At 71.7% G+C, this 26,859-nt stretch carries 25 protein-coding genes; 18 read left to right on the top strand and 7 right to left on the bottom strand.

What is annotated here, in order from left to right:
- The 10 genes from J2Z30_RS14215 to J2Z30_RS14260 all read left to right on the top strand — a co-directional run bounded on the left by J2Z30_RS14215 (position 1) and on the right by J2Z30_RS14260 (position 11,584).
- The gene (locus J2Z30_RS14215; protein WP_044567822.1) at positions 1-1,218 is read left to right on the top strand and encodes an FAD-dependent monooxygenase; all 1,218 of its coding nucleotides are present in this window, start codon (positions 1-3) and stop codon (positions 1,216-1,218) included.
- Positions 1,219-1,369: 151 nt separating this feature from the next.
- A complete protein-coding gene (locus J2Z30_RS14220; RefSeq protein WP_044567823.1) occupies positions 1,370-2,203 on the top strand; it encodes an aminotransferase class IV in 834 nt (277 codons plus the stop codon).
- Positions 2,204-2,235: 32 nt separating this feature from the next.
- On the top strand, positions 2,236-2,733 hold the full coding sequence (locus J2Z30_RS14225) for a carboxymuconolactone decarboxylase family protein (RefSeq protein ID WP_044567824.1): 498 nt from the start codon (positions 2,236-2,238) through the stop codon (positions 2,731-2,733).
- Positions 2,734-2,787: 54 nt separating this feature from the next.
- A complete protein-coding gene (locus J2Z30_RS14230; protein ID WP_044567825.1) occupies positions 2,788-3,402 on the top strand; it encodes an Rv1733c family protein in 615 nt (204 codons plus the stop codon).
- 109 nt (positions 3,403-3,511) lie between these two features.
- A complete protein-coding gene (locus J2Z30_RS14235) occupies positions 3,512-3,802 on the top strand; it encodes a DUF1876 domain-containing protein (protein ID WP_044567826.1) in 291 nt (96 codons plus the stop codon).
- Between the two features lie 218 nt (positions 3,803-4,020).
- Entirely contained in the window at positions 4,021-5,277 is a 1,257-nt protein-coding gene (locus J2Z30_RS14240) for a cellulase-like family protein (RefSeq protein WP_044567827.1), read from the top strand.
- 127 nt (positions 5,278-5,404) lie between these two features.
- Positions 5,405-6,787 (top strand): MFS transporter, encoded by a 1,383-nt coding sequence (locus J2Z30_RS14245; RefSeq protein ID WP_044567828.1) that lies wholly within the window; start codon positions 5,405-5,407, stop codon positions 6,785-6,787.
- Positions 6,778-7,950, top strand: coding sequence for an anhydro-N-acetylmuramic acid kinase (locus J2Z30_RS14250; RefSeq protein WP_044567829.1), 1,173 nt, complete (start codon positions 6,778-6,780; stop codon positions 7,948-7,950). The genes J2Z30_RS14245 and J2Z30_RS14250 overlap by 10 nt, the downstream gene beginning before the upstream one ends.
- 179 nt (positions 7,951-8,129) lie before the next feature.
- On the top strand, positions 8,130-10,112 hold the full coding sequence (locus tag J2Z30_RS14255; protein WP_308279931.1) for a hypothetical protein: 1,983 nt from the start codon (positions 8,130-8,132) through the stop codon (positions 10,110-10,112).
- Between the two features lie 5 nt (positions 10,113-10,117).
- Positions 10,118-11,584 (top strand): ABC transporter substrate-binding protein, encoded by a 1,467-nt coding sequence (locus J2Z30_RS14260; protein WP_044567831.1) that lies wholly within the window; start codon positions 10,118-10,120, stop codon positions 11,582-11,584.
- A gap of 3 nt (positions 11,585-11,587) precedes the next feature.
- Here the strand turns inward: J2Z30_RS14260 and dnaK are convergent, their stop codons facing one another.
- The 4 genes from dnaK to J2Z30_RS14280 form a co-directional block, all read right to left on the bottom strand.
- Entirely contained in the window at positions 11,588-13,495 is a 1,908-nt protein-coding gene (gene dnaK, locus J2Z30_RS14265; protein ID WP_044567832.1) for a molecular chaperone DnaK, read from the bottom strand.
- Between the two features lie 84 nt (positions 13,496-13,579).
- Entirely contained in the window at positions 13,580-14,983 is a 1,404-nt protein-coding gene (sthA, locus tag J2Z30_RS14270; protein WP_044567833.1) for a Si-specific NAD(P)(+) transhydrogenase, read from the bottom strand.
- Positions 14,984-15,068: 85 nt separating this feature from the next.
- A complete protein-coding gene (locus J2Z30_RS14275) occupies positions 15,069-15,803 on the bottom strand; it encodes a YoaK family protein (protein WP_044567834.1) in 735 nt (244 codons plus the stop codon).
- Positions 15,804-15,875: 72 nt separating this feature from the next.
- Complete coding sequence (locus J2Z30_RS14280) at positions 15,876-16,505, bottom strand: CGNR zinc finger domain-containing protein (RefSeq protein ID WP_044567835.1); 630 nt, start codon at positions 16,503-16,505, stop codon at positions 15,876-15,878.
- Positions 16,506-16,560: 55 nt separating this feature from the next.
- Between J2Z30_RS14280 and J2Z30_RS14285 the strand changes: the two genes are divergently transcribed.
- Complete coding sequence (locus tag J2Z30_RS14285; RefSeq protein WP_044567836.1) at positions 16,561-17,529, top strand: ketopantoate reductase family protein; 969 nt, start codon at positions 16,561-16,563, stop codon at positions 17,527-17,529.
- Here J2Z30_RS14285 and J2Z30_RS14290 read toward each other — a convergent pair.
- Positions 17,501-17,965: a DUF2000 domain-containing protein gene (locus J2Z30_RS14290; protein WP_044567837.1), complete on the bottom strand. Its 465-nt coding sequence runs from the start codon at positions 17,963-17,965 to the stop codon at positions 17,501-17,503. The two genes, J2Z30_RS14285 and J2Z30_RS14290, sit on opposite strands and share 29 nt — an antisense overlap.
- Positions 17,966-18,064: 99 nt before the next feature.
- Here J2Z30_RS14290 and J2Z30_RS14295 point away from each other — a divergent pair, with 99 nt between their 5' ends.
- Positions 18,065-18,559, top strand: coding sequence for an Lrp/AsnC family transcriptional regulator (locus J2Z30_RS14295; RefSeq protein WP_044567838.1), 495 nt, complete (start codon positions 18,065-18,067; stop codon positions 18,557-18,559).
- An 81-nt stretch (positions 18,560-18,640) separates the two neighbouring features.
- Here the strand turns inward: J2Z30_RS14295 and J2Z30_RS14300 are convergent, their stop codons facing one another.
- Positions 18,641-20,068: a purine-cytosine permease family protein gene (locus J2Z30_RS14300; RefSeq protein ID WP_044567839.1), complete on the bottom strand. Its 1,428-nt coding sequence runs from the start codon at positions 20,066-20,068 to the stop codon at positions 18,641-18,643.
- 81 nt (positions 20,069-20,149) lie between these two features.
- Positions 20,150-21,067: a flavin reductase gene (locus J2Z30_RS14305; protein ID WP_044567840.1), complete on the bottom strand. Its 918-nt coding sequence runs from the start codon at positions 21,065-21,067 to the stop codon at positions 20,150-20,152.
- 220 nt (positions 21,068-21,287) lie between these two features.
- On the opposite strand from J2Z30_RS14305, the gene J2Z30_RS14310 reads away from it, so the two are divergent.
- From J2Z30_RS14310 to J2Z30_RS14335, 6 genes are all read left to right on the top strand, one after another.
- The gene (locus J2Z30_RS14310) at positions 21,288-22,427 is read left to right on the top strand and encodes an LLM class flavin-dependent oxidoreductase (protein WP_044567841.1); all 1,140 of its coding nucleotides are present in this window, start codon (positions 21,288-21,290) and stop codon (positions 22,425-22,427) included.
- Positions 22,420-23,028 carry an amino acid synthesis family protein gene (locus tag J2Z30_RS14315; RefSeq protein WP_044580908.1) on the top strand — a complete coding sequence of 203 codons (609 nt, stop codon included), beginning with the start codon at positions 22,420-22,422 and terminating at the stop codon, positions 23,026-23,028. The genes J2Z30_RS14310 and J2Z30_RS14315 overlap by 8 nt, the downstream gene beginning before the upstream one ends.
- On the top strand, positions 23,025-23,576 hold the full coding sequence (locus tag J2Z30_RS14320; RefSeq protein ID WP_020866230.1) for an amino acid synthesis family protein: 552 nt from the start codon (positions 23,025-23,027) through the stop codon (positions 23,574-23,576). Before J2Z30_RS14315 ends, J2Z30_RS14320 begins: the two co-directional genes overlap by 4 nt.
- 16 nt (positions 23,577-23,592) lie before the next feature.
- Complete coding sequence (locus J2Z30_RS14325) at positions 23,593-24,501, top strand: alpha/beta fold hydrolase (RefSeq protein WP_078956475.1); 909 nt, start codon at positions 23,593-23,595, stop codon at positions 24,499-24,501.
- The gene (locus tag J2Z30_RS14330) at positions 24,498-25,985 is read left to right on the top strand and encodes an aldehyde dehydrogenase (protein WP_044567842.1); all 1,488 of its coding nucleotides are present in this window, start codon (positions 24,498-24,500) and stop codon (positions 25,983-25,985) included. The genes J2Z30_RS14325 and J2Z30_RS14330 overlap by 4 nt, the downstream gene beginning before the upstream one ends.
- 143 nt (positions 25,986-26,128) lie before the next feature.
- A complete protein-coding gene (locus J2Z30_RS14335; protein ID WP_044567843.1) occupies positions 26,129-26,809 on the top strand; it encodes a GntR family transcriptional regulator in 681 nt (226 codons plus the stop codon).
- Positions 26,810-26,859 lie beyond the last annotated feature (50 nt).

Consider the following 26,859-nt stretch of genomic DNA (forward strand, 5'->3'; position numbering starts at 1 on the left):
ATGACGGCGGGCAAGGGCTGCGGGCCGGTTCTGGTGGTGGGCGCCGGGCCGGTCGGGATGACGGCGGCGCTCACCCTGCGCGCCGCCGGGCTGCCGGTCGTGGTGCTGGAGGCCGGGGCGCGGGACCGGGTGCGCCCCGGCAGCCGGGCACTGTTCGTCCACCGGCGGTCGCTGGGGCTGCTGGAGCGGGCCCGCCCGGGGCTGGGCGCGCGGATCGCGGCGTACGGAACCACCTGGCGCACCCGGCGCACCCTCTACCGGGGCCGCGAGGTGTTCGCACAGACCTTTCCGCGGGCCTCCGGGGACGACGGGGCCGCGGCCCTGCCCGCGTTCACCAGCCTGCGTCAGGTGGACACCGAGCGATTCCTCCACGAGGCGTGTGCGGAGGCGGGCGTGGAGTTCCGCTTCGACGCCGAGGTGGACGAGGTGCGCGCGGACGGCGACGGGGTGACGGTGACCGACAGGGCCGGCGGGAGCTGGACGGCCGGTCATGTGATCGCCGCCGACGGGGCCCGTTCGGGGGTGCGCAAGGCGCTGGGCATCCCGCTGGAGGGCACCCGGTCCGACGGCTATCACGTGGTCGTGGACGTGGCGGATCCGCCCGGCGGGGATCTGCCGGTCGAGCGGGTCTTCCACTACGAGCACCCCGGCACCGGCGGCCGCACCGTACTGCGGGTGCCGTTCACCGGGGGCTTCCAGATCGATCTGCAGTGCCGCGCGGACGATCCGCCGGAGTCCTTCGGCACCGAGAAGGCGCTGCGCCGCTGGCTGCCCCGGCTGGTGGGCGAGGACTGCGCCCACCGGGTGCTGTGGGTGTCGCGGTACCACTTCCTGCGCAAGGTCGCCGCGTCGTTCGCGGATCCGTCCGGCCGGGTGCTGCTGGCGGGCGAGGCGGCGCATCTCTTCCCGCCCTTCGGGGCCCGCGGGATGAACAGCGGGATCGCGGACGCGGTCGCGGCGGCGGAGGCGGTGTCGGCGGCATGCTCCGAGCCATCGCGGGGACCCGCGACGGTGGCCGGGTACGCCTCCGCCCGCCGGAGCGCGGCCGTCTACAACAGCGAGGCCGCCGGAGCGGCCCTGGACCATCTGCGGCCCCGGCCGTGGAAGCGCGCGACCCAGCGCGCGGCGGCCGCCCTGTCCCCGGTGGTCCCCCGCTGCGGGGAGTGGCTGGAACGCGCCCCCTACGGCCCCCGGGGCGGCCCGGCGCGCGGCTATTGACCAGCAATCCAGCGAGCGCGGCTAGGAACCCGGCCGGACGGCGGAACGACGGAACACGGAACAACGGAACAACGAAACGCGGACGCAGGACATCGGGGCAGCACGGCATCGAGCACATCGAGCACATCGGGACGGAGACGTGGAAGCGGACATGGTCGCCACACAGAACATCGGTCACGCCGACGCGTCGGACCAGAAGCAGTGGACGCTGATGTGGCGCGAGGACGGCGGGCTGATGCCCTCCCGGGCGGTGCCGGACAGCGCGCTGCTGGCCGCCGACTCCTGGCTGATCGACGACGGGCGGGTGCGCGGGCTCGACCACCACCGCCGCCGGTTCGTCGCCGCGTGCGTCGAGGCGAGCGGCGACTCCCCCGCCCGGATCGAGAGCTTCTGGCGCGACGCGATCGCCGCCCTGCCCCGCACCGAGCGCTGGTTCCCCCGGGTCGAGCTGGCCGGTCCCGAGCCGGCCCGGCTGTTCCTGCGGGTCCGGCCCGCGCCGCCGCGCACGGTCAATGTGACCGTATGCCTGACCGAGGAGTTCGACCCGCGGTCGCATCCCCGCCGCACCGGCCCCGACCTCTCCCTCCTCGCCCATCTGCGGGAGCGGGCGGCCGCCCGCGGCGCGCAGGAGCTGCTGCTCACCACTCCCTCCGGGCTGGTGCTCGAGGGCACGGCGGCGAGCGTCCTGTGGTGGGAGGACGACGTGCTGTGTCTGCCGCCCCCGGAGCTTCCGCTGCTGGCGGGCGTGACCTCGACCCTGATCCAGGACCGGGCGGCCGAGCTGGGCGTCCGCACCGAGCACCGCCGCCGCACCGTGCAGGAGCTGGACGGCCGTGAGGTGTGGCTGGTCAACGCGGTGCACGGGATCCGCCCGGTGACCGCGTGGCTGGGCCGCCCGCTGCGGGCGGGCCCGGCGCTGCGCGCCGCCCCCTGGCAGGCCTGGCTAGACGGCGTTCCCGACCCCCTGATCGCCCCGATTCCCTGACCGCGACCGACCGCGACGAACGGAGTTCACCGATGACGACGACCACCCCGGCCCGCACCACCGCCCGGCTGGATCTGAAGGGCCTCGCCCCCGAGGTGTCCGCCGCGATGGGCGAGCTGCACCGGGCGGCGGTGCGGGCCGCGCGGGCGGCGGGGGTCGAACCCGAGCTGCTGGAGCTGGTCAGGATCCGCGCCTCGCAGCTCAACGGCTGCGCGTTCTGCCTGGACATGCACACCAAGGACGCCCGCGCTCAGGGCGAGACCGAGCAGCGGATCCACACCCTCGCCGCCTGGCGGGAGACCCCGTTCTTCACCGAGCGGGAGCGGGCCGCGCTCGCGCTGACCGAGGCGGTGACCTCGATCCAGGACGGCCATGTGCCGGACGAGGTCTACGCGGCCGTCCGTGAGGTCTTCGACGAACCGCAGGTGGCGGCCGTGATCTGGGCCGCCGTCGTGATCAACGCCTACAACCGCACGGCGATCAGCGCGCGGATGGTGCCCGGCGCCTATCAGCCCACCCCGCGCACCTGACCCCGACGCCCGCGCGACCGCGCGCCGGCGTCAGCACCCGCTGGAGGCCAGACCATGAACACCCACGGACCGCGACGCGTATTCGGGCCGCGTCCGCCCCTGCTCAAACGCCCGGCCAGGGGGCCCAACCCGCTGCGCCGCCGGACGGACCGGATCCAGACCTGGTGCACCGTGCTGTTCGCGCTGATCCTCGTGGCCGGACTGCCGGCCGCCGCGATCAGCGCGGGGTACGCGGCACACGCCTCCCAGATGCGCGTCGTGGCCGCCGAGACCTCGGCCCGGCACCAGATCAGCGCACGGCTCGCCGATGCCGCCCCCGGCCCGGCCCACAGCGATGTGCGGGAGCCGCGGCAGGCGCGGGTGCGCTGGGTCGCGGATGACGGTGAGCGCCATACGGGCACGGCCACGGTGGCGGGGGACGGCGACTCGAGGGACGAGGTGCGGGTCTGGGTGAACCGCGAGGGCGCCCTGGCGCAGCCGCCCTCCTCCCCGTCGACCGCGCGGACCATGGGCTGGTTCACCGGCTGTATCACCGCGGCGACGGTGGCCGCGCTCGCGTTCACGGGACGGGCCCGGGTCCGGCGGGCCCTGGACCGCAGGCGTTACGCGCGCTGGGAGGCAGAGTGGAAGGTGGTGGAACCCGCGTGGTCCGGCAGGAACCGCCGCTGAGCGGGGCTCCGGCCGCCGCCGCGGGGTCCGGCCGCTTCTGGCGCCAGAAGCGGCCGCCAGGAGGTTCGGCCGCCAGAAGGTTCGGCCGCCAGAAGGTGAGGAGCAGACCATGTCGCACATAGTGGAGTGGAAGGTCCATCTCTATCTCTCCGAGGACGAGGGGCGGACCAGGGCGCGGGTGGAGCTGGACACCGGGTCCACTGCGCTCACCGGCCGGGGCCTGGCCAGGTGCAACCCGGACGACGAGGACGTGCCCGTGATCGGCGATGAGCTCGCGGCCGGGCGCGCCCTCAGCGACCTGGGGCAGCAGCTGATGCGGGCCGCCGAGCACGACCTGGAGAGCGTGGGCGCGCCCCCGGCCTCGCGCAGACCACGGCCCGGCTACGGCTGGATCGCCTGAGGGACCGCCTCCACAGTCGGCGCGACCGCCGTCCGGGTCGCGCCCCGGTCCCGGACGGCCTCCGGCACCGGCCGTACCGGATGAACGGGCTGGAAACCCGACCACCCAGCACTGGCCATTATTTATGAATACATCTTGACAGCCCGTTGGCGCCCCCGGACGATGAACCGATCTCCCGTCTCTGTCATCGCCGAGCCGCCGACCGCGGGGAGCCCCCTGTGACGCTGTCGCCGCATCTGCCGGACAAACTGACCATCTCACTCTGGGACTTCAGCTGGTACACCCGCACCGGTCCGGATGAGCCCTTCGCCGATCTCGACCGCGCCTTCGGGGATGCCGTGGCCCGCGGCTACAACACGGTGCGCGTGTGCGCCATGCCGTACCTGCTCTTCGGCTCCCGGCTGGACACGACCAAGCTGCGGCCGTCCGCGCTGGGCGGCGCGTACGGGCAGCGGATGCGCTGGTACGACCTGGGCGGCGGGGGCGAGATCGACGGACGGGCGTGGCTGCGCGAGCTGTTCGAGGCGGCCCTGCGCCATGACTGCTTCGTCATCCTCTCCAGTTGGGAGTACCAGCAGAGCCCGTCGTTCGGCGAGGACCGGGCCTGGTTCGACGCGCTGATGGCCGTCGACCCCGAGCGGCGCGCCGAGGCGCTCGCGGACGCGCTGGCCGATCTGATCGACTTCCTGGTGATCCACGGTCTGGACGACCGGATCGCCTTCACCGAGCTGCACAACGAGGTCCAGGGCAGCCGGCTCGCCGAAGGGCTGGACGGCGAGGACAAGGTCGTCGCCCTGCGGCCACGGCTGGAGCGGGGCATCGCCCGGTTCAAGGAGCGCCACCCCAACCGGCCGGTCACCGTCAACTACGCCAAGGTGCCGGTCGGTTCGCTGCGCGGGGTCCCCCGCGAGGTGGATGTCGCGGTCTTCCACCCCTATGTCTACGGGGTGCTGGACGAGCTGCTGACCACCTTCGCCGTCCGCGACCGGGCCCGCCCCTTCCCCCAGGAGGCGGTCCGCCGGGAGCTGCTGCGCCCCGGCGCCCCCGATCTGGCCGACTGGGCCCCGCCGCCCGGTGACCGCTGGCGGCTGGAGGCCACCACGGTCGGCCCCCGGGAGATCTACGTCCACGACTGGTGCGACCCCGACCGCTGGGACGCCTGGCTGTACGACCGCTACGCCGTGCACCGGCTGGCGATGGACCAGCGGCTGGTCACCTGGATCGAGGCGGCCGCGGACTGGGCGGCCGCGAGCGGGGTCCCACTGGTCTTCGGTGAGGGCTGGATCGGCTACACCCCGCTGCACGGGACCTTCGAGGAGGGCCCGGTGGGGGCCGCGTTCTGCCGCCGCGCCGTCGAGGAGTCGGCACGGGTGGGCGCGTGGGGCGCGGTGGTGTGCTCCAACGCGGCGCCCCAGCACCCGATGTGGCAGGACATCGCGCTGCAGCGGGAGTGCAACGCGGTGCTGCGCGGCTGAGGACGGGCCGTACGGGATCTGCCCGGACCTCGAGCGCCGCTGGAGCCGCACTCGCACCGGTAACCGCGCTCCCTGACGGGTACGGACATCACATCCCCTTGGCGGTGACGGCTGAAAGGGCCCGGATGTGACGACGTCCCCAGCGGATCCCAGCGAGCGTGTTGCCGGGCGGGCCCCGCGCCGTGCGCTGGTGGCCGGTTCGGTCGGCAACTTCATCGAGTGGTACGAGTTCGGTGTCTACGGCTTCTTCGCGACGATCATCGCCGCGAACTTCTTCACCCCGCACGGCGGCAACGAGCTCGAGGGCCTGGTCAAGACCTACGCCTCCTTCGGGATCGCGTTCTTCTTCCGCCCCATCGGCGCCGCCGTCTTCGGCCGGGTCGGCGACCGGATCGGCCGCCGGCCCACGCTGATCCTGGTGCTGCTGCTGATGACCGGCGCCACGACCCTCATCGGAGCGCTGCCCACGTACGACACGCTGGGCGCGGCCGCGCCCTGGCTGCTCACCCTGTTGCGGATCCTCCAGGGTCTTTCCGCGGGCGGGGAGTTCGGCGGTGCGGTGTCGATCATGACGGAGTTCGCTCCGCCGGGCCGCCGCGGGCTCTACGGGGCGTGGCAGTCGTTCACCGTGGCGCTGGGGCTGCTGACCGGGGCCGGGGTGGCGGCGGTGCTGGCCACCGTGATGAGCGAGGAGGCGCTGGGCGACTGGGGGTGGCGGCTGCCGTTCCTGCTGACCCTGCCGATCGGACTGGTGGCCCTGTGGCTGCGGCTGAGGCTGGAGGAGACCCCGTTCTTCCGCGCGGCGGCGGACGGGGACACCGGCACCGCGCCATCCGCCGGGCCGGAGCGGGTGGCGGACCCCCGCGAGGTGGCCGGGGCCATCGTCATGGGGGCCGCGCGCATCATGGGCTGGGCGGCGGCCGGTTACACCTTCCTGGTCGTCATGCCCTCGTATCTCCAGGCCACCTTGAACGCCACCTTCCAGCAGGCGCTGGTCGCCACCGTGGTGGCCAACGCGGGTTTCGCGCTCTCCATCCTCCCGGCGGGGCTGCTCAGCGACCGGATCGGGCGGCGGCCGGTGATGCTGACCGGGGCCGCGCTGGTGGCGGTGCTGGCCTTCCCGCTGCTCAATGTCCTACAGGATCCCGGCAGTTCGGCATGGGTCCAAGGGGCGGCGGTCTTCGTGGCGGGCGTGGTGGTGGGCCTGATGGCGGGGCCCGGTCCGGCCATGCTCGCCGAGATGTTCCCGACCCGGGTCCGCTACACCGGTCTGGGCCTGGCGTACGCGCTGTCCAACGCGGTGTTCTCCGGATGCGCCGGGCTCATCATCACCGAGGTGATCAAGCACACCGGCGAGGTCGACATCCCGGCCTACTACGTGACGGTGACCTGCGCCATCAGCGTGGTCGCCCTGTTCACCCTGCGCGGGGAGAACCACCGCGGCGCGCTGCCCGACGCGGCGCGGCCCACGACGGGGACCGAGCGGGAGGAGGAGACACCATGCGGGTGATCGGACTGATGTCGGGCACGTCCCATGACGCGGTGGACGCCGCGGCGGCCGATCTGGTGCTCGACGGCGACACCGTGGTGCTGGCCCCGCTGGGGCTGGTCAGCGAGGCGTATCCGGAGGCGCTGCGGTCGGCGCTGAGCGCCGCGCTGCCCCCGGCGGCCACCACCATGCGGGACGTGTGCGCGCTCGACACCCGGATCGGCCAGGCGTTCGCCGCGCTCGGGGTCCGCGCCGACCGGGAGCTGTGCGAGGGCCGTACGGACCTCATCGGCTCCCACGGCCAGACGGTGTACCACTGGGCCGCGGACGGGCGGGTGCACGGGACGCTCCAGCTCGGCCAGTCCGCCTGGATCGCCGAGGCCACCGGCTGCCCGGTGGTCTCCGATCTGCGCACCCGCGATGTGGCCGCGGGCGGCCAGGGCGCTCCGCTGGTCAGCCTGGTGGACGCCCTGTGGCTGCGCGGGCGGCCCGGCGTGTGCGCCGCCCTGAACCTGGGCGGGATCGCCAACATCACGGTGGTCGCGGGCGCCCGGGATCCGCTGGCCTTCGACACCGGCCCGGCGAACGCGCTCATCGACGCGGCGGCCGGCGATCTGACGGGCGGCCGGCTGGACCATGACGCGGACGGCGCCATGGCGGCGCGCGGCACCGTCCACCAGCCCCTGCTGGAGCGGCTGCTGGCCGAGCCGTACTACGCGCTGTCCGCGCCCAAGACCACCGGCAAGGAGCTGTTCCACGCGTCCTATCTGCGCGCTGCCCTGGCCGCCACGGGCCCGGTGCCGGACGATGACGTGGTCGCCACCGTCACCGAGCTGACGGCCCGCACCGTGGCCGACGCCGTACGGAAGGTGCATGCCACCGAGGTGATCGCCTCGGGCGGCGGCACCCGCAACCCCACCCTGATGGGGTCGTTGCGCCGGGAGCTGGGCCCCATCGCCCTGCGGACCTCCGACGACCTCGGCCTTCCGGCGGCGGCGAAGGAGGCGTACGCCTTCGCCGTCCTCGCCTTCCTGACCGCCCACGGGCTGGCCGGTACGGTGCCGAGCTGCACCGGCGCCCGCCATGCCAGCGTGCTGGGGTCGATCACCCCGGGGCGCCGCGGCCTCGGTCTGCCCGCACCGGGGCGGCCCGCGCCCACCCGGCTGGAGGTCTTCCGCCGCTGAGCGGGGGGGCGGCGGCGCCTCGCGGGCCGGTGGAGCCGCACGGCGGGAAAGCGGGAAAGGGGATGTCGGCGCCGGCCGTAGCCGGAGTACGTTTGGGAAGGGCCCGCTATCGAAGGGGCGAATGTGGGTAAAGGACCCCTAGTTGCCGACGGGGGGCCTGAACGGGGGGACGGGGGCACGTGGCGGAATCCGGAATGGGTGTGGGCTTAAGAGGCCGCAGCGGGATCATCAGTCTGGTCGGGGAGTGTCTCAGGCTGGAGCCCACGGACGAGCGGCCGGTGATCATGCTGTTGGGGCCGCGCGGCAGTGGGGCCAGCGACGCTCATGGCGCGCTGATGGAGAAGTTCGGCCCCGAGACGCCGTTCGCGTATGTCAATGTCGGCGGTGAGCAGTCCCTGCTGCCGCGGTACTCCCTGGCGCTGCTCGCGCGCCAGCTGGAGCGCAAGCTGCCGCGCTACCGCCGCTCGCACTTCCCGCGGCTGACGCTCGGTCTGCTCGCCTCCGACCACCAGCTGCGGATGACGAGCCTGGCGGAGGGGCGGCGCAACATCCGGCGGGAGCTGGACGCGTTCCAGGAGCAGGCGGAGGCGCGCTACGGCGACTATCTCGCCGCCTTCTTCGAGGTGGCCGGAGGCGCCGTGGGCGCTCCCGACGGCGCCTCCACGGCGGCGCTCGCGCTGCTGCGGGACGCGCTGCGGCGCGGCCGGAGGCGGCTGCCGGGCCGCAAGTTCACCAGCAGCGCGGCCTGGTACGGCGGCCATCCGCTGCTGCGGAGCCGGGATCCGTGGGAGGCGCTGGTCGAGCTCAACCTGTGGCGCCACGACGGGGACGAGGACGATCAGGAGCGGCTGGACCGGGTGCTGTTCTCGGCCCTGCTGGAGGACATGCGCGGCAATGTGCGCCACTCGTTCATGCCCCGCTCGTATCTGCTGCTGCTCGACAACTCCCATACGGAGTACGGCCGTCGCTTTCTCGATCTGCTGATCCGGGCCCGCCATGACGACGCCGTGGTGGCGGGCGCCGACTGCGATCCACTCACCGTCGTGGCGAGCTCCAACCGGTGGCTGCCCCGCTGGGGCCCGGCCACCGGCGACCAGTGGCCGTGGCGGCTGCGCGGTCCGGACCGGGCCTCCCTGGCGGACTGGAGCGAGCACCGGCCGGGCCGGGACAGCGATGACACCTGGTGGTATCCGCTGCGGCTGCGCGACCTCAATCTGGACGAGGTGCGCATCCGGATCGAGCTGGAGCTGCGCCACCACCCCGACCTCGCTCCGTTCACCCGGCTCGCGCCCTTCGTCCACCGGCTGACCGCGGGGCTCCCCCGGGCGGTCAGCCTGGTCCTGGAGCTGCTCCGGCACTCGTCCGTGCCGGTCGAGGACGGCGCCGAGCAGGACCGCTGGCTGCGCACCCTGCCGGACCGTACGCCACGGGAGGGCGAGGACACCCGGACACTGGCGGAGGCCGCCCTGGACCATCTGCTGCGCGGTTTCGACCCCGCGCGGCGGATGGCGCTGGAGGAGAGCGCCGCGGCGCGCGATCTGTCCATCGGCACCCGGCTGCTGGGCTCGGGCGACTCGCTGTTCGGCGAGGTCCGCGACCGCTGGCTGCTGCACAGTCCGGGCACCGTGACCCCGGCCCTGCACCCCTGGCTGCGGCGGCTGTTGCTGTGGCGGCTGGCCGGGCGTCCGGACGACTGGGACGCGGTGCACGAGCTGCTGGCCGAGCACTTCAGGTCCGAGGGCCGGCCGGTCCAGGAGATGTACCACCGGCTGGCGGCGGAGCGGATCGACGAGGTGACCGGGTATCTGGTGGAGCGCTTCCCGGCGGTGCCCGCGGCGCAGTGGATCAGCGAGTTCAACACCATCACGGCCGCCCCCAACCGGCTGGGCCAGGCCGGCGGACCGCTGGAGCTGCTCGCCGACCTCGCCCCGGACGAACCCCCGGAGGCGGTCACCACGGCCTCGGTGATCCGGGAGCTGATCACGGCGCGCTGGGTGTGGAGCGATCCGCTCGCCGACCCCGGGATGCGGCTTAACGACATGATCGCCGACGGCTTCAACCAGCTCTCACGACTGCGGAGGAACGACATCGTGGCCCTGTTCAACGAGGCGGAGCGGTACCGCCACTGGCGCCATCCGCTGACGCGCGCGGGCGAGGGGTGAGACCGGTGCCGAGACTGGAATGGCCGCTGCACATCGTGCGCCGAGTGGTGATCGGCGTGATCGTTCTGGCCGTGCTCGCGGTGGCGGTCCCGCTCACCGTGAACTGGATCCAGGAGAGGCGGGCGCGGTGCGGTGACGGCGTCGTCAAGATGGGCGACGACCGCGAATGCGTGGGCGTCACCGACGGCTCGTACACCTTCGCCGACCACCTGGGGCCCGTGGAGAAGAAGATCAAAGAAGAGAACGACCGGGTGGAGGAGAAGGGTGCCAAGTACGTCAGCGTCGCCTATATGACCTCGTTCACGCTGACCGAAGACGACAGCAACTCCGAGGAATCGGTCCGGCATGAGCTCGAGGGCGCGTATCTGGCGCAGCACCGGCACAACCGCGGCGATCTCTCCTCCTCCCCCAAGATCAAGCTGCTGATCGCCAATATGGGCAGCAGCGCGGCCCATTGGGAGCACACCGTCGATGAGCTGATCGACCGGAAGACCTCCGACGACAAGCTGGTCGCGGTCACCGGGCTCGGCCCCAGCGACACCCAGAACCTCGACGCGCTGAGGCGGCTGTCCGGCAACGGTCTCGCCCTGGTCGCCAGCACCATGACGGCCACCAACATAGAGGGCATCAAGGGGCTCGTCCGGGTCTCCCCGACCAATGTGGACGAGGCGTACGCCGCCGCCGCGTATCTCAAGGAGGAGAAGGTCCGCCGGGCGGTGGTGGTCCAGGACGACGCGCCGGACAACTACTACGCCAAGACGCTGGGTGACGCCTTCACCAAGGTCTTCCAGGACATCAAGGGCCACCAGCTGGTGGCGGACAGGATGACCTATGACTCCTCGGTGCGCGGCGCCTGGGAGAACGAGCTGCGCTATATGCCGGGGCAGCTGTGCGACCAGAAGCCGGAGGCGGTCTTCTTCGCGGGCCGCGGCAAGCACCTCACCCGGTTCCTGGACGCGATCGCCAACCGTCCGTGCCAGGACCGGGAGTTCATGGTGATCACCGGCGACGACACCACCAACCTCACCGCCGACGACCTGGCCCACGCCGCCGAGAGCAAGGTGCGGGTGCTCTACACGGGCCTGGCGCACCCCGATATGTGGCAGGAGGACCCCGACTCCGTCTCCCGCCCGTCGGCCCGGTACTTCCAGCCGGGCGGGCTGCTGGCCAAGTGGTTCCCCGACGACCAGCACCAGGACGGCCAGGCCATCATGGCGCATGACGCGGTGCTCACCGCCGCCCAGGGCATCCAGATGGCGGCGCTGGGCGACGTGACCGGGGAGTCGGTGGCGCGGATGTTCCACCAGATGAACAGCCGTCAGCAGGTACCGGGGGCGAGTGGGTTCATCTCGTTCCAGAACAACGGCAATCCGCGCAACAAGGCCATTCCGATCCTGCATCTCAACGCGAAGGGGCGCTCGGAACTCGTGGAGGTATCGGCGCGGCGGGGCGAGCCGGCCAGGAAGCAGTGACGGTCAGCGGGGGCCGCCCTTGGGCTCGTCCCCGGTCTTCTCGTCGTCGACGATCTCCGCGTCCACGACGTCGTCCTCGGACGCGTGGGCCCGGTCCCCTCCGTCGCCGGAGGGGCCGCCCGCGGAGCCGCTGGATCCGCCGCCGTCGGACGGGCCGGACTGCTGGGCCTGGGCGTAGATCGCGGTGCCGATCTTCTGCCCGACGGTGGCGGTCCGCTCGGTGGCCTCGCGGATCGCGTTGGTGTCCTCGCCCTCGAGCGCCCTCTTCAGATCCGCGACCGCCGCCTCGGCCTCCTGCCGGACGTCTCCAGGCACCTTGTCGGCCTGGTCCCGCAGCAGCCTCTCGGTCTGGTAGACGAGCGACTCGGCCTGGTTGCGGGTCTCGGCGGCCTCGCGGCGCCTGTGGTCCTCCTCCGCGTAACTCTCGGCCTCGCGCATCATGCGGTCGATGTCGTCCTTCGGCAGCGCGGAGCCGCCGGTGACGGTCATCCGCTGCTCCCGGCCGGTGCCGAGATCCTTGGCGGAGACATGCATGATGCCGTTGGCGTCGATGTCGAAGGCCACCTCGATCTGCGGCACCCCGCGCGGCGCGGGCGGCAGCCCGGTCAGCTCGAACATCCCGAGCTTCTTGTTGTACGCGGCCATCTCGCGCTCGCCCTGGAAGACCTGGATCTGCACCGACGGCTGGTTGTCCTCGGCCGTGGTGAAGACCTCCGAGCGCCTGGTCGGGATCGTGGTGTTGCGCTCGATCAGCTTGGTCATGATGCCGCCCTTGGTCTCGATGCCGAGGGACAGCGGGGTGACGTCCAGCAGCAGGACGTCCTTGACCTCGCCCTTGAGGACACCGGCCTGGAGGGAGGCGCCGATCGCCACGACCTCGTCCGGGTTGACGCCCTTGTGCGGCTCCTTGCCGGTCAGCTCCTTGACCAGGCCGGTCACGGCGGGCATCCGGGTGGAGCCGCCGACCAGGATCACATGGTCGATGTCGGCGGTCTTGATTCCGGCGTCCTTGATCGCCTGGTGGAAGGGGGCCTTGCAGCGCTCCAGGAGGTCCTCGGTCAGCTGCTGGAACTGCGAGCGGGTGAGCTTCTCGTCCAGGTGCAGCGGGCCCTGGTCGGAGGCGGTGATGTAGGGCAGATTGATGGTGGTCTCGCTGGCCGCGGAGAGCTCGATCTTGGCCTTCTCGGATGCCTCGCGCAGCCGCTGGACCGCCATCTTGTCCTTGGCCAGGTCGACGCCGTAGCCGTGTCCGAAGCGGGAGACCAGATGGTCCACGATCCGCTGGTCCCAGTCGTCGCCGCCGAGGTGGGTGTCGCCGTTGGTGGCCTTGACCTCCACCACCCCCTCGCCGATCTCCAGCAGCGAGACGTCGAAGGTGCCGCCGCCGAGGTCGAAGACCAGGATGGTCTGGTCGTTCTCCTTGTCCAGCCCGTACGCCAGGGCAGCGGCCGTCGGCTCGTTGATGATCCGCAGCACCTTCAGCCCGGCGATCTCGCCCGCCTCCTTGGTGGCGGTGCGCTGGGAGTCGTTGAAGTACGCGGGGACGGTGATCACGGCGTCCGTCACGTCCTCGCCGAGGTACGCCTCGCCGTCGCGCTTGAGCTTCTGCAGCACCCGCGCGGAGATCTCCTGCGCGGTGTAGCGCTTGCCGTCCACGTCGCCGGTGGCCGGGAACCGCCACCGGTCCTCGCCCATGTGGCGCTTGACCGATCGCGCGGTGCGCTCCACGTTCGTCACCGCCTGGCGCTTGGCGACCTCGCCGACCAGCACCTCGCCGTTCTTGGCGAAGGCCACCACCGAGGGGGTGGTCCGGGTGCCCTCGGTGTTGGTGATGACGGTCGGCTCGCCGCCCTCCAGGACCGATACGACCGAGTTCGTGGTACCCAGGTCGATTCCGACTGCGCGAGTCATCTCAGCCCTCCTCCCAGTCTGTCTCCCAGTATCCCAAAAGAGACATTCAGGAGTGGGGTGCGGAGGAGGGCCGTGGGCCGGGGGTCAGTCCCGCAGGTGGTCGACCTCGCGCATCTTGTTGGTGGCGTCGAGCGCGGCGACCTTGTAGGACTCGGCGAAGGTCGGATAGTTGAACACCGCGTCGACCAGATAGTCGACGGTGCCGCCGCAGCCCATCACGGCCTGGCCGATGTGGATCAGCTCGGTGGCGCCGGTGCCGAAGCAGTGCACTCCGAGCAGCCGCCGGTCCTCCGGGGAGACCAGCAGCTTCAGCATGCCGTGGCCGTCGCCGACGATCTGGCCCCGGGCCAGCTCGCGATAGCGGGAGACCCCGACCTCGAAGGGCACCTTCTCGTCCGTGAGCTGGTCCTCGGTGCGGCCGATGAAGCTGATCTCGGGGATGCTGTAGATCCCGATCGGCTGGAGGTGGTGGATCGGGTTCACCGGCTCCTCGCACGCGTGGTACGCCGCGCTCCGCCCCTGCTCCATGGAGGTCGCGGCCAGGGCCGGGAAGCCGATGACATCGCCGACGGCGTAGATGTGCGGCACGGCGGTGCGGTAGTGCTCGTCCACCGCGATCCGGCCCCGCCGGTCGGCGGTGAGCCCCGCCTTGGCGAGGTCCAGCGCGTCGGTGAGCCCCTGGCGCCCCGCGGAGTACATCACCGCGTCGGCGGGGATCTTCTTACCGCTCTCCAGGATGGTCAGGGCGCCCCGCGGATGGCGCTCGACGGCCGCTACGGTCTCGCCGAAGCGGAAGGTGACGGCCAGGTCGCGCAGCCGGTACTTCAGCGCCTCGACGATCTCGACGTCGCAGAAGTCCAGCATCCCCTCGCGCTGCTCGACCACGGTGACCTTGCTGCCCAGGGCGGCGAACATCGAGGCGTACTCGATGCCGATCACCCCGGCGCCCACGATGACCATGGAGCGCGGCACCCGCTCCATGTTGAGGACACTGTCGGAGTCCATGATCGTCCGCTCGTCGAACTCCACGCTCGCGGGGCGGGCCGGGCGGGTGCCGGTGGCGATCACGATGTGCTGGGCGGTGAGCAGCTGTTCCTGGCCGGTGGCGTCCGTGACGGCCACGGTGTGGTCGTCCACGAACCGCCCGGTGCCGGAGAACATCGCGACCCGGTTGCGGGACAGCTGGTTGCGGACGACATCCACCTCACGGCCGACCACATGCTGGGTGCGGGCCGTCAGGTCGGCGACGGTGATCTCCTCCTTGAGCCGGTAGCTCTGGCCGTAGAGATCCCGCTGGGTCAGTCCGGTGAGATAGAGCACCGCCTCACGCAGGGTCTTGGACGGAACGGTTCCGGTATGCAGGGAGACCCCGCCCACCATCTCCTTACGGTCGACGACGGCTACCCGGCGACCGAGTTTCGCGGCGGCGATGGCAGCCTTCTGGCCACCCGGCCCGGACCCGATCACAAGCATGTCAAAGTCGGTCACGGGCCGAGTCTGACATCGGATGACGCCCCGCTGGAAGGGTGAATCACCGGTCAACCCGCCCCGGAGCGGGTGGGCTTGGGGCGGACTACTCGGCGTGGGGCCAGAGATGGCCCTGGGCATCCCGGGCCAGGGAGGTCAGGGACGCCAGCAGAACGAGGCCGACCAGCCCGGTCGGCAGGGCGGGTGCGGCCCGCGCGGCATGGGCCACCAGCAGCCCGCCGGCCGCGGCGCCCACCACCAGGCCCGCCAACAGCGCGATGCTGAGCCGGCGCACCGTTCCACTGCGCACCGCGTCGACCAGCACCCCGGTCAGGGCGCCGGTGAGATACGTGGTGGAGAAGCCGGGCGGCCCGACGGCCCGCACCAGACCGCTCTGACCTCCCATGGCGAGCGCGGCCACCGCCAGCAGCCCGAGCTGCCGGCCACCGCCGGGGTGGCCGTCGGCGGACGCCCACACCGCCCAGAGCCCGCCGAGCGCGAGCAGTTCCACCATGAGCGCGCACCGGGCCCGCAGGGCCGGCCGGGAGCCGCGGACGATCCGGCCGCTCAGCAGCGCGCCCACGACGTATCCGCCCATGGCGACCGCGGAGTCCCGGGCGAGCGTCGCGTCCAGGGACGCGGTGGACATGCCGAGCAGGGAGAGATTGGCGGTCATGACGCTGGTGAAGACGCCGCCCAGGGCCAGAAAGCTCATCGCGTCCATCGCCCCGGTCGCCACGGTCAGCGCGACGGCGGCCACCGCTCCCCCGGAAGCGCAGGCCCGGCCGGGGTGTCGTGCTTTCCGTGCGGGGTCGGGGTCGGTATCGCTCTCTTCGGCCATCGGCAATCCTCCGGCCACCTCGGGTGCCCCGGGCGGCCCACCGGAAACAGCGGCCCTGGGAGCGCCGGGGCGTCAGGACCCGGCCGGGGCGGCGGACGCCTGCCGCTGCCGGTGTTTCGCGGCCTTGGCGCTGTTGCCGCACAGCCGCATGGAGCACCACCGGCGCCTTCTGCCCGGTGTGGGGTCGAGGTAGATCATGGTGCACAGCGTGGAGTCGCACGCCCGCAGCGCCTCGCGCCGCTCCGGGTCCCCGAGCACCGCTATGAGGTCGCGGACGACGGCCGACTGCAGCTCCCACCCGGACAGCGGACGATCGGCGCCGCCCACCTCGACCCCGGTACCGGTGGCCATCAGCAGCGGCTGCGGTGGGGCGGGGCCCGCCCGGTCGTTGAGCAGGGCGACGGACGCGGCGGCTGGGGCCCGGCCGTGGACGACCGCCGCCACCGCGTCGTACGCCGCCTCGCGCAGCGTCCGCAGCTCGGTGAGGAGCTCATCGGTGACGGCCTCGTCGTGGAGCCGCAGCCCGACGCCGTCGCACCACTCCCGCAGCCGGTCGAGGGTGCCGATGCGCTCGATCGGGGTGCTGCCGCGCCGCCCGAGGGAGGCGACGAGGTTCAGGGCGAGGCTGCCAGCGTCGAAGCGCAGCGCCCGCAGCCGAGCGGTGACCCGCGGCCGCGGGACCTGCTCCGTCGAGGGATCCATGTGAATATAGTAACCGTCTGAAGGGTTACTAAGCGGCTGGGAACGAGGGGACATCATGCGGATCGCGATCATCGGCGCGGGTGGCGTCGGCGGATACTTCGGCGCACGGCTCGCCGCCGCGGGGGACGAGGTCACCTTCGTGGCCCGGGGCCGCCATCTCGCGGCGATCCGGGAGAAGGGGCTGACGGTGCGCAGCCCGCTGGGGGATCTGCGGGTGCCGTCCGAGGCGGTCGTGCCGACGGTTTCCGACCTCGAGGCCCCGGACCTGGTCATGGTTGCGGTGAAGCTGTGGGACACCGAGGACGTCGCCCGGCAGCTGGCGCCCCTCGCCGAGAGCGGCGCCGCGGTCGTGTCGTTCCAGAACGGAGTCCAGAAGGACACGGAGCTGCGGCGCCATCTGCCGGCGGGTTCTGTCCTCGGCGGGGTCGGCTATATCTCGGCGTTCATCGAGGAGCCGGGGGTGGTGGTGCACAACGGCACGCTGCAGCGGCTGGTGTTCGGGGAGTACGACCGCAAGGAGTCCCCGCGCGCCCGCCACTTCCTCGACCGCTGTCTCGCGGCCGGTGTCGACGCGGAGATCAGCGGGGACATCGAGCGCACCATCTGGGAGAAGTTCGTCTTCCTGGTGGGCCTTTCCGGGACGACGTCGGCGGTGCGGCAGCCGATCGGCGTGGTCCGCGGGAACCCCGGGTCGCGGGACCTGCTGCGTGATGTGATGCACGAGGTGGTCGCCGTGGGACGGGCCAAGGGGGTGGGCCTGGACCCCGGCTTCGCCGACGACCGGCTCGCGTTCTGCGACACGCTGCCCGCCACGATGACGTCCTCCATGCACAACGACCTGCTGCGCGGCAACCGTCTGGAACTGGGCTGGCTCAGCGGGGCCGTGGCCGACCTCGGCGCCGAGCTGGGGGTCGCCACCCCGCGCAACCGGGCCATCGCCGACATCCTCGCCCCCTACGCGCCGGGCGATCCGGCCGCGACAGGTGGCCCGGAGGTCAGCGCAGCAGGGGGAGCTTCCCGATGAGCCTGCTCACCTTGTTCCGCGGGCCGACGATACTGACCGCGAGATAGTCGAGATCGTCGGTCTTGGTGCCGGCCAGGCTGTCGAGGTACTCGTCGTAGACCCGTGAGGTCTGGGCCTGTCCGGGCATGTCGACGAGGAACAGATCGTCCTTCTCGGCGGCCTTGGCCCGCAGCTCGCGCAGCGCCGCCGGGCCGGCCGCCAGGATCGAGCAGCCGGCCCACGGCAGCCCCGGGTGGCCGGCGCCGGAGCCGTCCCTGCCGTCCGGCCCCAGCAGCTCCGGCATCGCCCGGCCGACGGCGGCGGCCATGCAGGCGGCGGCGTTCACCGCCCGGCCCGCGGGCAGCTCCTCGTTCACGACGATCACCCACTTGAGCTTCGCCTGCCGGGTGGACTGATCGGTGCGTACATCCTCGTCGGACAGCTGGGGAACGGACACGAGCGGTACTCCTTGTCGATGGCTAATGTGGTGGACGGTACCCATCCATCCGAGTCGGAGCACGGCTCGCCGAATTTCCTCAGGCAAAGGAGCGCTTTCGTGGAACTTGATGCACTCGACCGTGCTCTTCTGCGGGAGCTGCAGAACGATGCACGCCAGACCAATCGCGAGCTGGCCCTGCGCACGGGGGTCTCGCCGTCGACCTCTCTGGAGCGGGTCCGGGCGCTGCGGGAGCGCGGCATCATCAGCGGCTATCACGCCGCCGTCGACCTGGAGGCGGTCGGCCGTCCCGTGCAGGCGCTGATCTCGGTGCGGATCCGCCCGCCGTCCCGGCCGGTCATCGAGGGGTTCCGGGAATGGGCCGCCCAGCTGCCGGAGACCATCGGGCTGTTCGTCACCTCCGGCGCCCATGACTTCCTCATCCATGTGGCAGTGCCGGACACCAACGGGCTGTACGCGTTCGTCATCGACCGCCTCACCGAGCGCCGTGAGGTGGCGGATGTGCAGAGCACGATGGTGTACGAACACGCCCAGTCGCGCTGTATCGACCCCGCCCCCACCGAGCGCCCCGCGCCCTCCCGCCGGAGGCGATGACCGGGAAAGGGCCAGGGCGCGCCGGAGGGCGGGCGGCATCGCCGTTCGCGACACCGCCCGCCCCGGTTCATCGACGCTTCGTCAGGAGCCCGCCACCGCCGCCGTCTTCTCCTGCTGGGGCTCGGCCGTGGCGGGGGTGCCCCGCGTCCACAGTGGCCGCAGCCGGTAGGTCAGCAGATAGAGCACCGCCGAGGCGCCCGCCGCGACGAACATGCTCAGATCGCCCGCGTGCGGATACGCCGAGGCGAACGCCCCGGTGTAGAGGTCGGACTGCCAGAACGGCACCGAGGCCAGCACCCCGCCGGCCCAGGCGACGAAGCCCCAGGAGAGCACCCGTCCACGGTCGTACAGCTCGGCGATCCGGTTGGGGTCGGAGCGGCCGCCCAGGTGGTAGTCGAGCAGCAGCACGGTGGCGAACGGTGCGATGAAGTACGCGGTGAGGTTGAGGAACACCGAGAACTTGTCCTCGGTCCCGGAGTGTCCCCACAGGCTGATCACATACGCCAGCGCGCAGATGAGGGTGACGGCCTGGGTCCGGGTGACCGGCACCTTCAGCGTCTGGACGGAGATCGCGCCGCCGTAGACATTGAGGAAGTTCTGCGCGAGCGCGGAGAGCCCGATGGCGATCAGGGCGGGGATGGCGAACGGCCCGGTCAGCTGGTGCAGGGCGGTGATGGAGTCGGTGCTGGTGGCGTTGGAGCCGAGGAGCACACCGAGGATGCCGAGCCAGCAGATGGTGACGAAGTTGCCGAGCCCGGTGTACCAGGCGGTGCGCTTCACCACGCCCGGCGAGTCGGGCAGATAGCGCGAGTAGTCCGAGGCGAACGGCGCCCAGGCGACGAGGAAGGAGAGGAACCAGCCGCCGAAGGTGATCCAGCCACCGGTGGAGCCGACGTAGTCCGCCGCCTTCGGATCGGCGTCGAAGGTGCCCGCGCCCCGCACCAGGGCCACCACCGTGATCATCACGAACAGCGGGGTGAGGACGTAGGTCAGCACCCGCTGCAGGAAATTGATCATGTTGTAGCCGTAGATGGACACCACCAGCTCGACCAGGGTGAGCGCCAGTCCGCAGACCCAGAAGGGCAGATGGGTCAGCTCGGCGATGGCCTTGCCGCCGAGGATCACGGTCACGGCGGCCCAGCCGACCCCGGCGAACACATTGATGTATGCCACCGGCAGGAAGTTGCCGAAGAAGCCGAGCGGGCCCCGCGCCTGGATCTGCTGGGGCACCCCCAGCCGTACGCCCATCCGGGACATCACGGCCATCAGCAGCGAGCCGAGACCCGCGCCGGCCACGATGGCGGCGACGGCGGCGCCGAAGCTGAGGCCGAGCCCGACCGCGCTGAACCCGAGCAGGATGATGGGAAAGTTGAGACCGGCGGCGAACCAGACGAAGAACTGCGAACTGGGCTTGCCGTGCCGCTCGTTGTCGGGAATGTGGTCGACCCCGAAGGGCTCCACCTTGGTGACCGCGCTGCCGTACACCGGCGCCGTGTCGTCGTGGGTCATGGGCGTGCTCCTGGGACGGGAGGAGTGGGCGTCAGAGGGTGGCGGGGGGCCGGTGGCGCCGGGGACCGGGGTGGCGGTGTCTCACCACGGCAGTGGCGCGGTGTGGGAGATGTCGAAGAAGCCACCACCGCTGTAGACCAGCGGGGCCAGCTCCTCATGGCGGGCGGACACCACCCGGCCGGTGAAGACGGTGTGGCTGCCGGCCTCCAGCCGCTCGCCGATCTCCACCTCGAGCTGGGCGCAGGACCGGTCGATCAGCGGGACGCCGAACTCACCGGCGGTCCAGGACAGCCCGGCGAACTTGTCGTCGGCCTTGGAGGCGAAGGTCTTGGCCACATCGAGCTGGCCGGCGGCGAGGATGTTGATCCCCAGATGGCTCGCCCGGTGCAGCGCGGGATGGGTCGTGGAGCTGCGCTGCACGCAGACCAGCACCATGGGCGGATCCAGTGAGATGCTGGCGAACGCGTTCACCGCGAGCCCCCGGGGCTTACCGTCGTCGTCGCAGGTCACGACGGTGACACCGGTGATGAACTTGCGGTGCACGCCACGGACCACATCGGCGTCCACGGCCGCCTGCTGAGTGGTGGTGATGATCCCGAGCGCCTCCAGCAGCTGGCGCGGGTCCCAGGTCACCCACTCCTCGCTGACCACACCGTGGTCGAAGCGGGTGAAGGTGGCGCCGGAGACCTCGACCGGCCTGCCGGTGGCCGGGACCCCGAGGAAGTCGCCGGTGTGGCTGCCGGTGCTGCGCCAGCGGATCGCCAGCGATTCGCCGTCCTCGACGATCTCCTCGATCTCGGTGCGGAGATCGGGAAACGCCTGGCGGATGGCGCGGATGGACTCCTTGAACTGCTCTCGGTCCTGGGGGGCCGCGGCGGGCCCGCGGCGGCGTACATAGGCGGGGCCGAGCAGCTGGTCGAGCGCGTCGACCTCGCCCCGGTCCCAGACCGCCTGCCAGGTGGAGCGGATGCGGGCGGTGCGGTCAAGAGTGTGCGTCATGACGTCTTCCCTCAGTCAGCTCTTGTATGGCAGAGGACCGTAGAAAGGCCATCGACGGCTGTCAACACCTTGAGACAGATGAGCCAAGAAAGTTCCGAGCGCTCACTAAAAGCACAGGTCACGGTTGTTTGCCTGACCTCGGCCCTTGACGGGCCCGATACGGACTCCTAGCCTCCCTGCCATGGCACAGCGTGAGCCGGAAGAACAGGACGGACGCTGCATGCGCTTTTCGATATTCCACAACCTCGGTGCCCCGGGCCGTCTCGGTGAGTACGCCGAAGTCATGAACGAAGCCCGGGAGTTCGCGGTCGCCGCGGACCGGGCGGGCTTCTGGTCTACCTGGTACACCGAACACCACTTCGGGCACGAGGCGATCGAGATCACCCCGAACCCGGTGCTGATGGGGGCGGACATCGCCGCCCGTACCGAACACATCCGGATCGGCCAGGCGGCCTCGATCGCCACCTTCTGGCATCCGCTGCGGCTCGCCGAGGACATCGCGATGCTCGACCAGCTCTCGGGGGGCCGGGTCGAGGTCGGCCTCGGCCGGGGGCTGTACGGCCGCGAGGCGCTCAACCTCAACGCCCTGGCCGACCCGCGCGACCAGGAGCAGAACCGCGCCCTGTACGACGAGACCGTGGAGGTCCTGCGCAAGGCGTGGAGCGGCGAGTTCTTCTCGCACCAGGGCCGGTTCTACGAGTTCCCCTCCCCCGGGGTGAAGTGGAACCACCCCCTCTCCCCCGCCACCCCGGCGTACACCGACGCCGGTGTCATTACGAAGATGCAGGTCACACCGTTTCCGCTGCAGCGGCCGCACCCTCCGCTGTGGCAGGTGATCGACAGCCCCCGCTCGATCAGGTCCGCCGCGGCCGACGGTGTCCAGGGACTCTTCTGGCTGCCGCCGGTCTCCGCGCTCAAGGAGCGGTTCGAGCTCTACCGGGACACCGCGAGCCAGGCGTCCGGGCGTGAGTACGCGCTGGGCGAGGGCATCGGCCTGGTGCGCGATGTGTATGTCGCCGACACCATGGAGCAGGCGCGCGCCGAGTTCGAAGAGGCGCTGATGACCACCTACCGGTGGATCATGCACTGGCGCGGGCTGTCCAACCTCATGGAGGCGGGCGAGGAGCTCACCGACGCCCATGAGCTGTCCTTCGACTTCCTCCAGAGGCGCAATCTGCTGGTGGGCACCCCCGAGTACGTCTCGGAGAAGATCGCCGAGCTGCGCGACGAGGTGGGGCTGGAGCATCTGCTGCTGTGGACCACCCACCCCGGTCTGCCGCACCGCAACGCCATGCGCAGCCTGGAGCTGTTCGCCGAGAAGGTCATGCCGCGGTTCACCACCGGTGGCGGTCATGGCTGAGGCACGGCTGCGCAAGGTCGTCACCGTCGCCGATGAGCTGCTGCTGGAGCTCGGCCGCCCGGTCGCAGCGCCGGTGCGCCGGGTCGCGGCGGCCGCGGTGATCAGCAACCCCTGGGCCGGCGGCGGCTTCGTCGCCGACCTGGGGCCCGAGGTCGAGCGGATCGCACCGGGGCTGGCCCGGCTGCTCACCGACCGGATCAGCGAGGCGCTGGGCGGGGTCGACCGGATCGAGTCCTTCGGCAAGGCCGCGATCGTCGGTCTGGACGGGGAGATCGAGCACGGCGGCGCGCTGATCCACACCCCGTTCTTCGGCAATGTCTTCCGCGAGCTGACCGAGGGCACCTCGATCATCGTCTTCAGCGACGACCGCCTGCCGGCCGGTGAACCGCTGACCGTGCCGCTGTGGCACAAGACCGCGGCCGCGACCCGCTCGCACTACCAGACCTGCCAGATCCGTATCCCCGACGCGCCCCGCCCGGACGAGATCGTCGTCATCGCGGCCGGGGCGTCCGGCCCCCGTCCGAACGCCCGAATCGGGGACCGCGCCACCGACCCCCTCATCCGCCTCGCCGACCTGGACGACCTGGAGACCGTGACGTGAATATCCGCAAGATCATCACCTTCACCGAGGACATCCACAGCGAGGGCGGCCGCCCGGTGGACCCGCCCGCCCGTACGGCCGTGGTGCTCGCCGTCATCGAGAACCCCTGGGCAGGTCAGGGCTTCGTGGCGGATCTGCTGCCGGGGATCGACGAGGTGGCGCCGAAGCTGGGCGAGCTGCTGGCGCCCCGCGTGGTCGAGGCCCTGGGCGCGCCGGTGGAGGCGTACGGGAAGGCCGCGATCGTGGGTCTCGACGGGGAGGTCGAGCATGGCTCCGCGCTGATCCACACGCTCAAGTTCGGCGACCACTTCCGCCGCGCGGCGAACGCCACCACGCTGCTCCCGGCCGTGGAGAAGCGGGCCGCCGCGGGCACGGTCTTCGACATCCCGCTCAAGCACATCACCGACGCCACCATCCGCTCGCACCACCAGAGCATCGAGGTGCGGGTGGCGGACGGGCCACGCGCCGACGAGATCGTCGTCGGGCTGGCGGCGGCCGCCCAGGGCCGCCCCCAGGCCCGGCTGGCGCCGCTGTCGACGGAGCGGTGAGCAGGCGGTGAGTGACATGGGCAGGTCCGAGGCGGGTGTCCGGGCGCGCGTCCCGGCCTCCCGGGCCGGTGCCCCGGTGGCGCTGAGCCACGAAGCGCACGGCGACGGCCCGGAGCTGGTGCTGCTGCACGGCGTCGGCCTCGACCGCCGTATGTGGGACCGGTGCCTCCCGGCCCTCGCGGCCCGGCACCGGGTGACGCTGGTCGATCTGCGCGGCCACGGCGCCTCCCCGGCCGCGGCGGCCGGGGTGTCGCTCGCCGAGCTGGCCGCCGATGTCGGGGCGCTGCTGAGCGGCCCCAGCCATGTCGTCGGCTTCTCGCTCGGCGCCCTGGTCGCCCAGCGGCTGGGTCTTGACCGGCCGGAGCTCACCGCCTCGCTCACCCTGGTCAGCTCGGTCGCGGGCCGGTCGGAGGAGGAGCGCGCGGCGGTGGCCCGCCGCCAGGAGCTGGCCGCCCAGGACTTCGGGGCGTCCGCGTGGGCGGCGGTCGACCGCTGGTTCTCGCCCGCCTGGCGGGCCCAGGAGCCCGATCTGGCACGGCAGGTGCTCGATACGCTGCTGGCCAACGACCGGGCCTCCTACCTGGCCTGTTACCAGGTCTTCGCGACCGCCGACACCGCGCTGTGGCGGTGGCTGCCCCGGATCGCCGCGCCCACCGTGGCGGTGACCGGCGAGCGGGACCCCGGCTCGACCCCGGCCATGTCGCACCGGCTGGCCGAGCGGATCCCCGGCGGCCGGGCGGTGATCGTGCCCGGCGCCCGCCATCTGCTGCCGCTGGAACGCCCCCGGGAGCTGACCGACGTGATCCTCACCCAGACCGGAAGCCACGCCGGAAGCCAGACCGGAGGCCACACCGGAACCCACCCCAGCCACACCACCGGAACCCACCCCGGAACCCCCACCGGACAGGAGTCCCAACGCTCATGAACCCCCTGCCGCGCCATGACCACTACATCGCGGGCGAGTGGACCGCCCCCGCCGAAGGCGGCTACTTCGCGAGCGTCAACCCGGCCACCGCCGAGCCCTGGTACGAGGCGGCGCGCGGCACCGCCGCCGATGTGGACCGTGCGGTGGGCGCCGCCCGCACCGCCTTGGAGGATCCGCGCTGGCGCGATCTGAGCCAGACCCGGCGCGGTCGGCTGCTGCGGAACCTGGGCGATCTGATCGGTGAGCACGCGGAGCGGCTGGCCCGCACCGAGACCCTCGACAACGGCAAGCTGCTGCGCGAGATGCGGGCCCAACTGGCCGGGCTGCCCGAGTACTTCCACTACTACGCGGGACTCGCCGACAAGATCCAGGGCGAGGTGATCCCCGGTGCGAGCCGCGAACTGCTCAACTACACCCTGCGCGAGCCGGTGGGCGTGGTCGGCGCCATCACCCCCTGGAACTCCCCGCTGCTGCTCACCACCACCAAGCTGGCCCCGGCCCTGGCCGCGGGGAACACGGTGGTGGTCAAGCCCTCGGAGCACACCTCGGCCTCGCTGCTGGCGCTCGCACCGCTCTTCGAGGAGGCGGGGTTCCCGCCGGGGGTGGTCAATGTGGTCACCGGGTACGGCCCGGAGGCGGGCGGGCCGCTGACCGAGCACGACGGCGTGTCCAAGGTGACCTTCACCGGCTCCAGCGGGACCGGCCGCCGGATCGCCCGCACCTGCGCCGACCGGCTGATCGGCTGCACCCTGGAGCTCGGCGGGAAGTCGCCCAACATCATCTTCCCGGACGCCGACCTGGGCTCGGCCGCCATGGGCGTGATCGCGGGCGTCTTCGCGGCCGCGGGTCAGACCTGTGTGGCGGGCAGCCGGGTGCTGGTGCACCGGGAGGTGTACGAAGAGATCCTGGAACGGGTGACGGCACGGGCGGCCACGATCCGCATCGGCGATCCGCTGGCGGAGACCACCGAGCTCGGCCCGCTCGCCATCGCCGAGCAGCTGGAGAAGGTCGAGTCGTATGTCGAGCTGGGGCAGGCCGAGGGCGGAAAGGTGGTCTGCGGCGGCAGGCGGCCCGAGACCGGTCTCGACGGGTACTTCTACTCTCCCACCGTCTTCACCGGCACCGACAACGGGATGCGGATCTGCCAGGAGGAGATCTTCGGGCCGGTCGCGACCGTCATGCCCTTCGGTTCCGAGGAGGAGGCGCTGGCGATCGCCAACGACTCCGCGTACGGCCTGGCGGCGGGCGTGTGGACCCGGGATGTGAACCGGGTGCACCGGATGGCCGCGCGGCTGGAGGCCGGGACGGTGTGGGCCAACACCTATCGCTCGATGTCGCCGATGTCGCCCCGGGCCGGGTTCAAGACCAGCGGGATGGGGACCGAGCACGGCACGGAGGTGATCCGGGAGTACACCCGGCTGAAGAGCGTCTGGATCAACACCAGCGAGAAGCCCGCCGGGGATCCCTTCATCCTGAGGTCCTGAGGTTCTGAGCTCCTGAGTCCCTGAGGTCCTGAGGTCCTGAGACCCCCGCCCCCCCTGGACCGAGGAAGGGTTGTTGTATGGCACAACACACCTGCGTTCCCACAGTTGACGGGAAGCGATGGCCACACCTAGGGTCCCGTGCCATGCAACGACCCACCGGGAAGCGGCTTCAGCAGACCAGCATGCAGGCGAGGGTCGCCGAAGAGCTGCGGCAGATGATCATCAGTGGTGAGTTGCCGCCCCGCTCCAGCCTCTCCGAGATGGCGCTGTCCGAGACCTTCGGCGTCAGCCGGACGCCCATTCGCGAGGCCCTCAAACAGCTCCAGATCGAGGGCCTGGTCGAGGTGCGGCCACGGGTCGGCACGTTCGTCGCCGTACCGTCCCGGCGCGAGCTCACCGAGCTGTTCCAGATGAAGGAGCTGCTGGAGGGCGCCGCCGCCCGGCTGCTCGCCTTCCGCGGGAACGTACCGGAAGTGGAGCGGCTCGAGGCCAATATGAAGGCCGCCGACGCGGCCGTCCGGGACGGCGACGCCGAGCAGTACGCGGCGCTGGTCCACGAGTTCCACGATCTGATCGTGGTGGGCGCGGACAACAGCAAGCTGGAGGCGCACTACCGCACCCTGATGAACCAGCTGGCCTACGCCCGGCTGGTACGCACCTCGCTCTCCCGGCCCGGCCGGCTGGACGAGTCCGACGATGAGCACCATCGCGTCCTCAATCTGATCCGGGCCAAGGACGGCGACGGCGCGGAGCGGGTGATGCGGGAGCATGTACGGATGAGCCACCAGGCCCTGATGGCGGGCATGGACGAGCGCCGGGCCTGACGGGGCGGTTCATCGGCGAGGGCGCCTTCGACGAGGTGGGGTGCCGGAGT

It is taken from the genome of Streptomyces iranensis (assembly GCF_017874715.1).
Lineage (GTDB): Bacteria > Actinomycetota > Actinomycetes > Streptomycetales > Streptomycetaceae > Streptomyces > Streptomyces iranensis.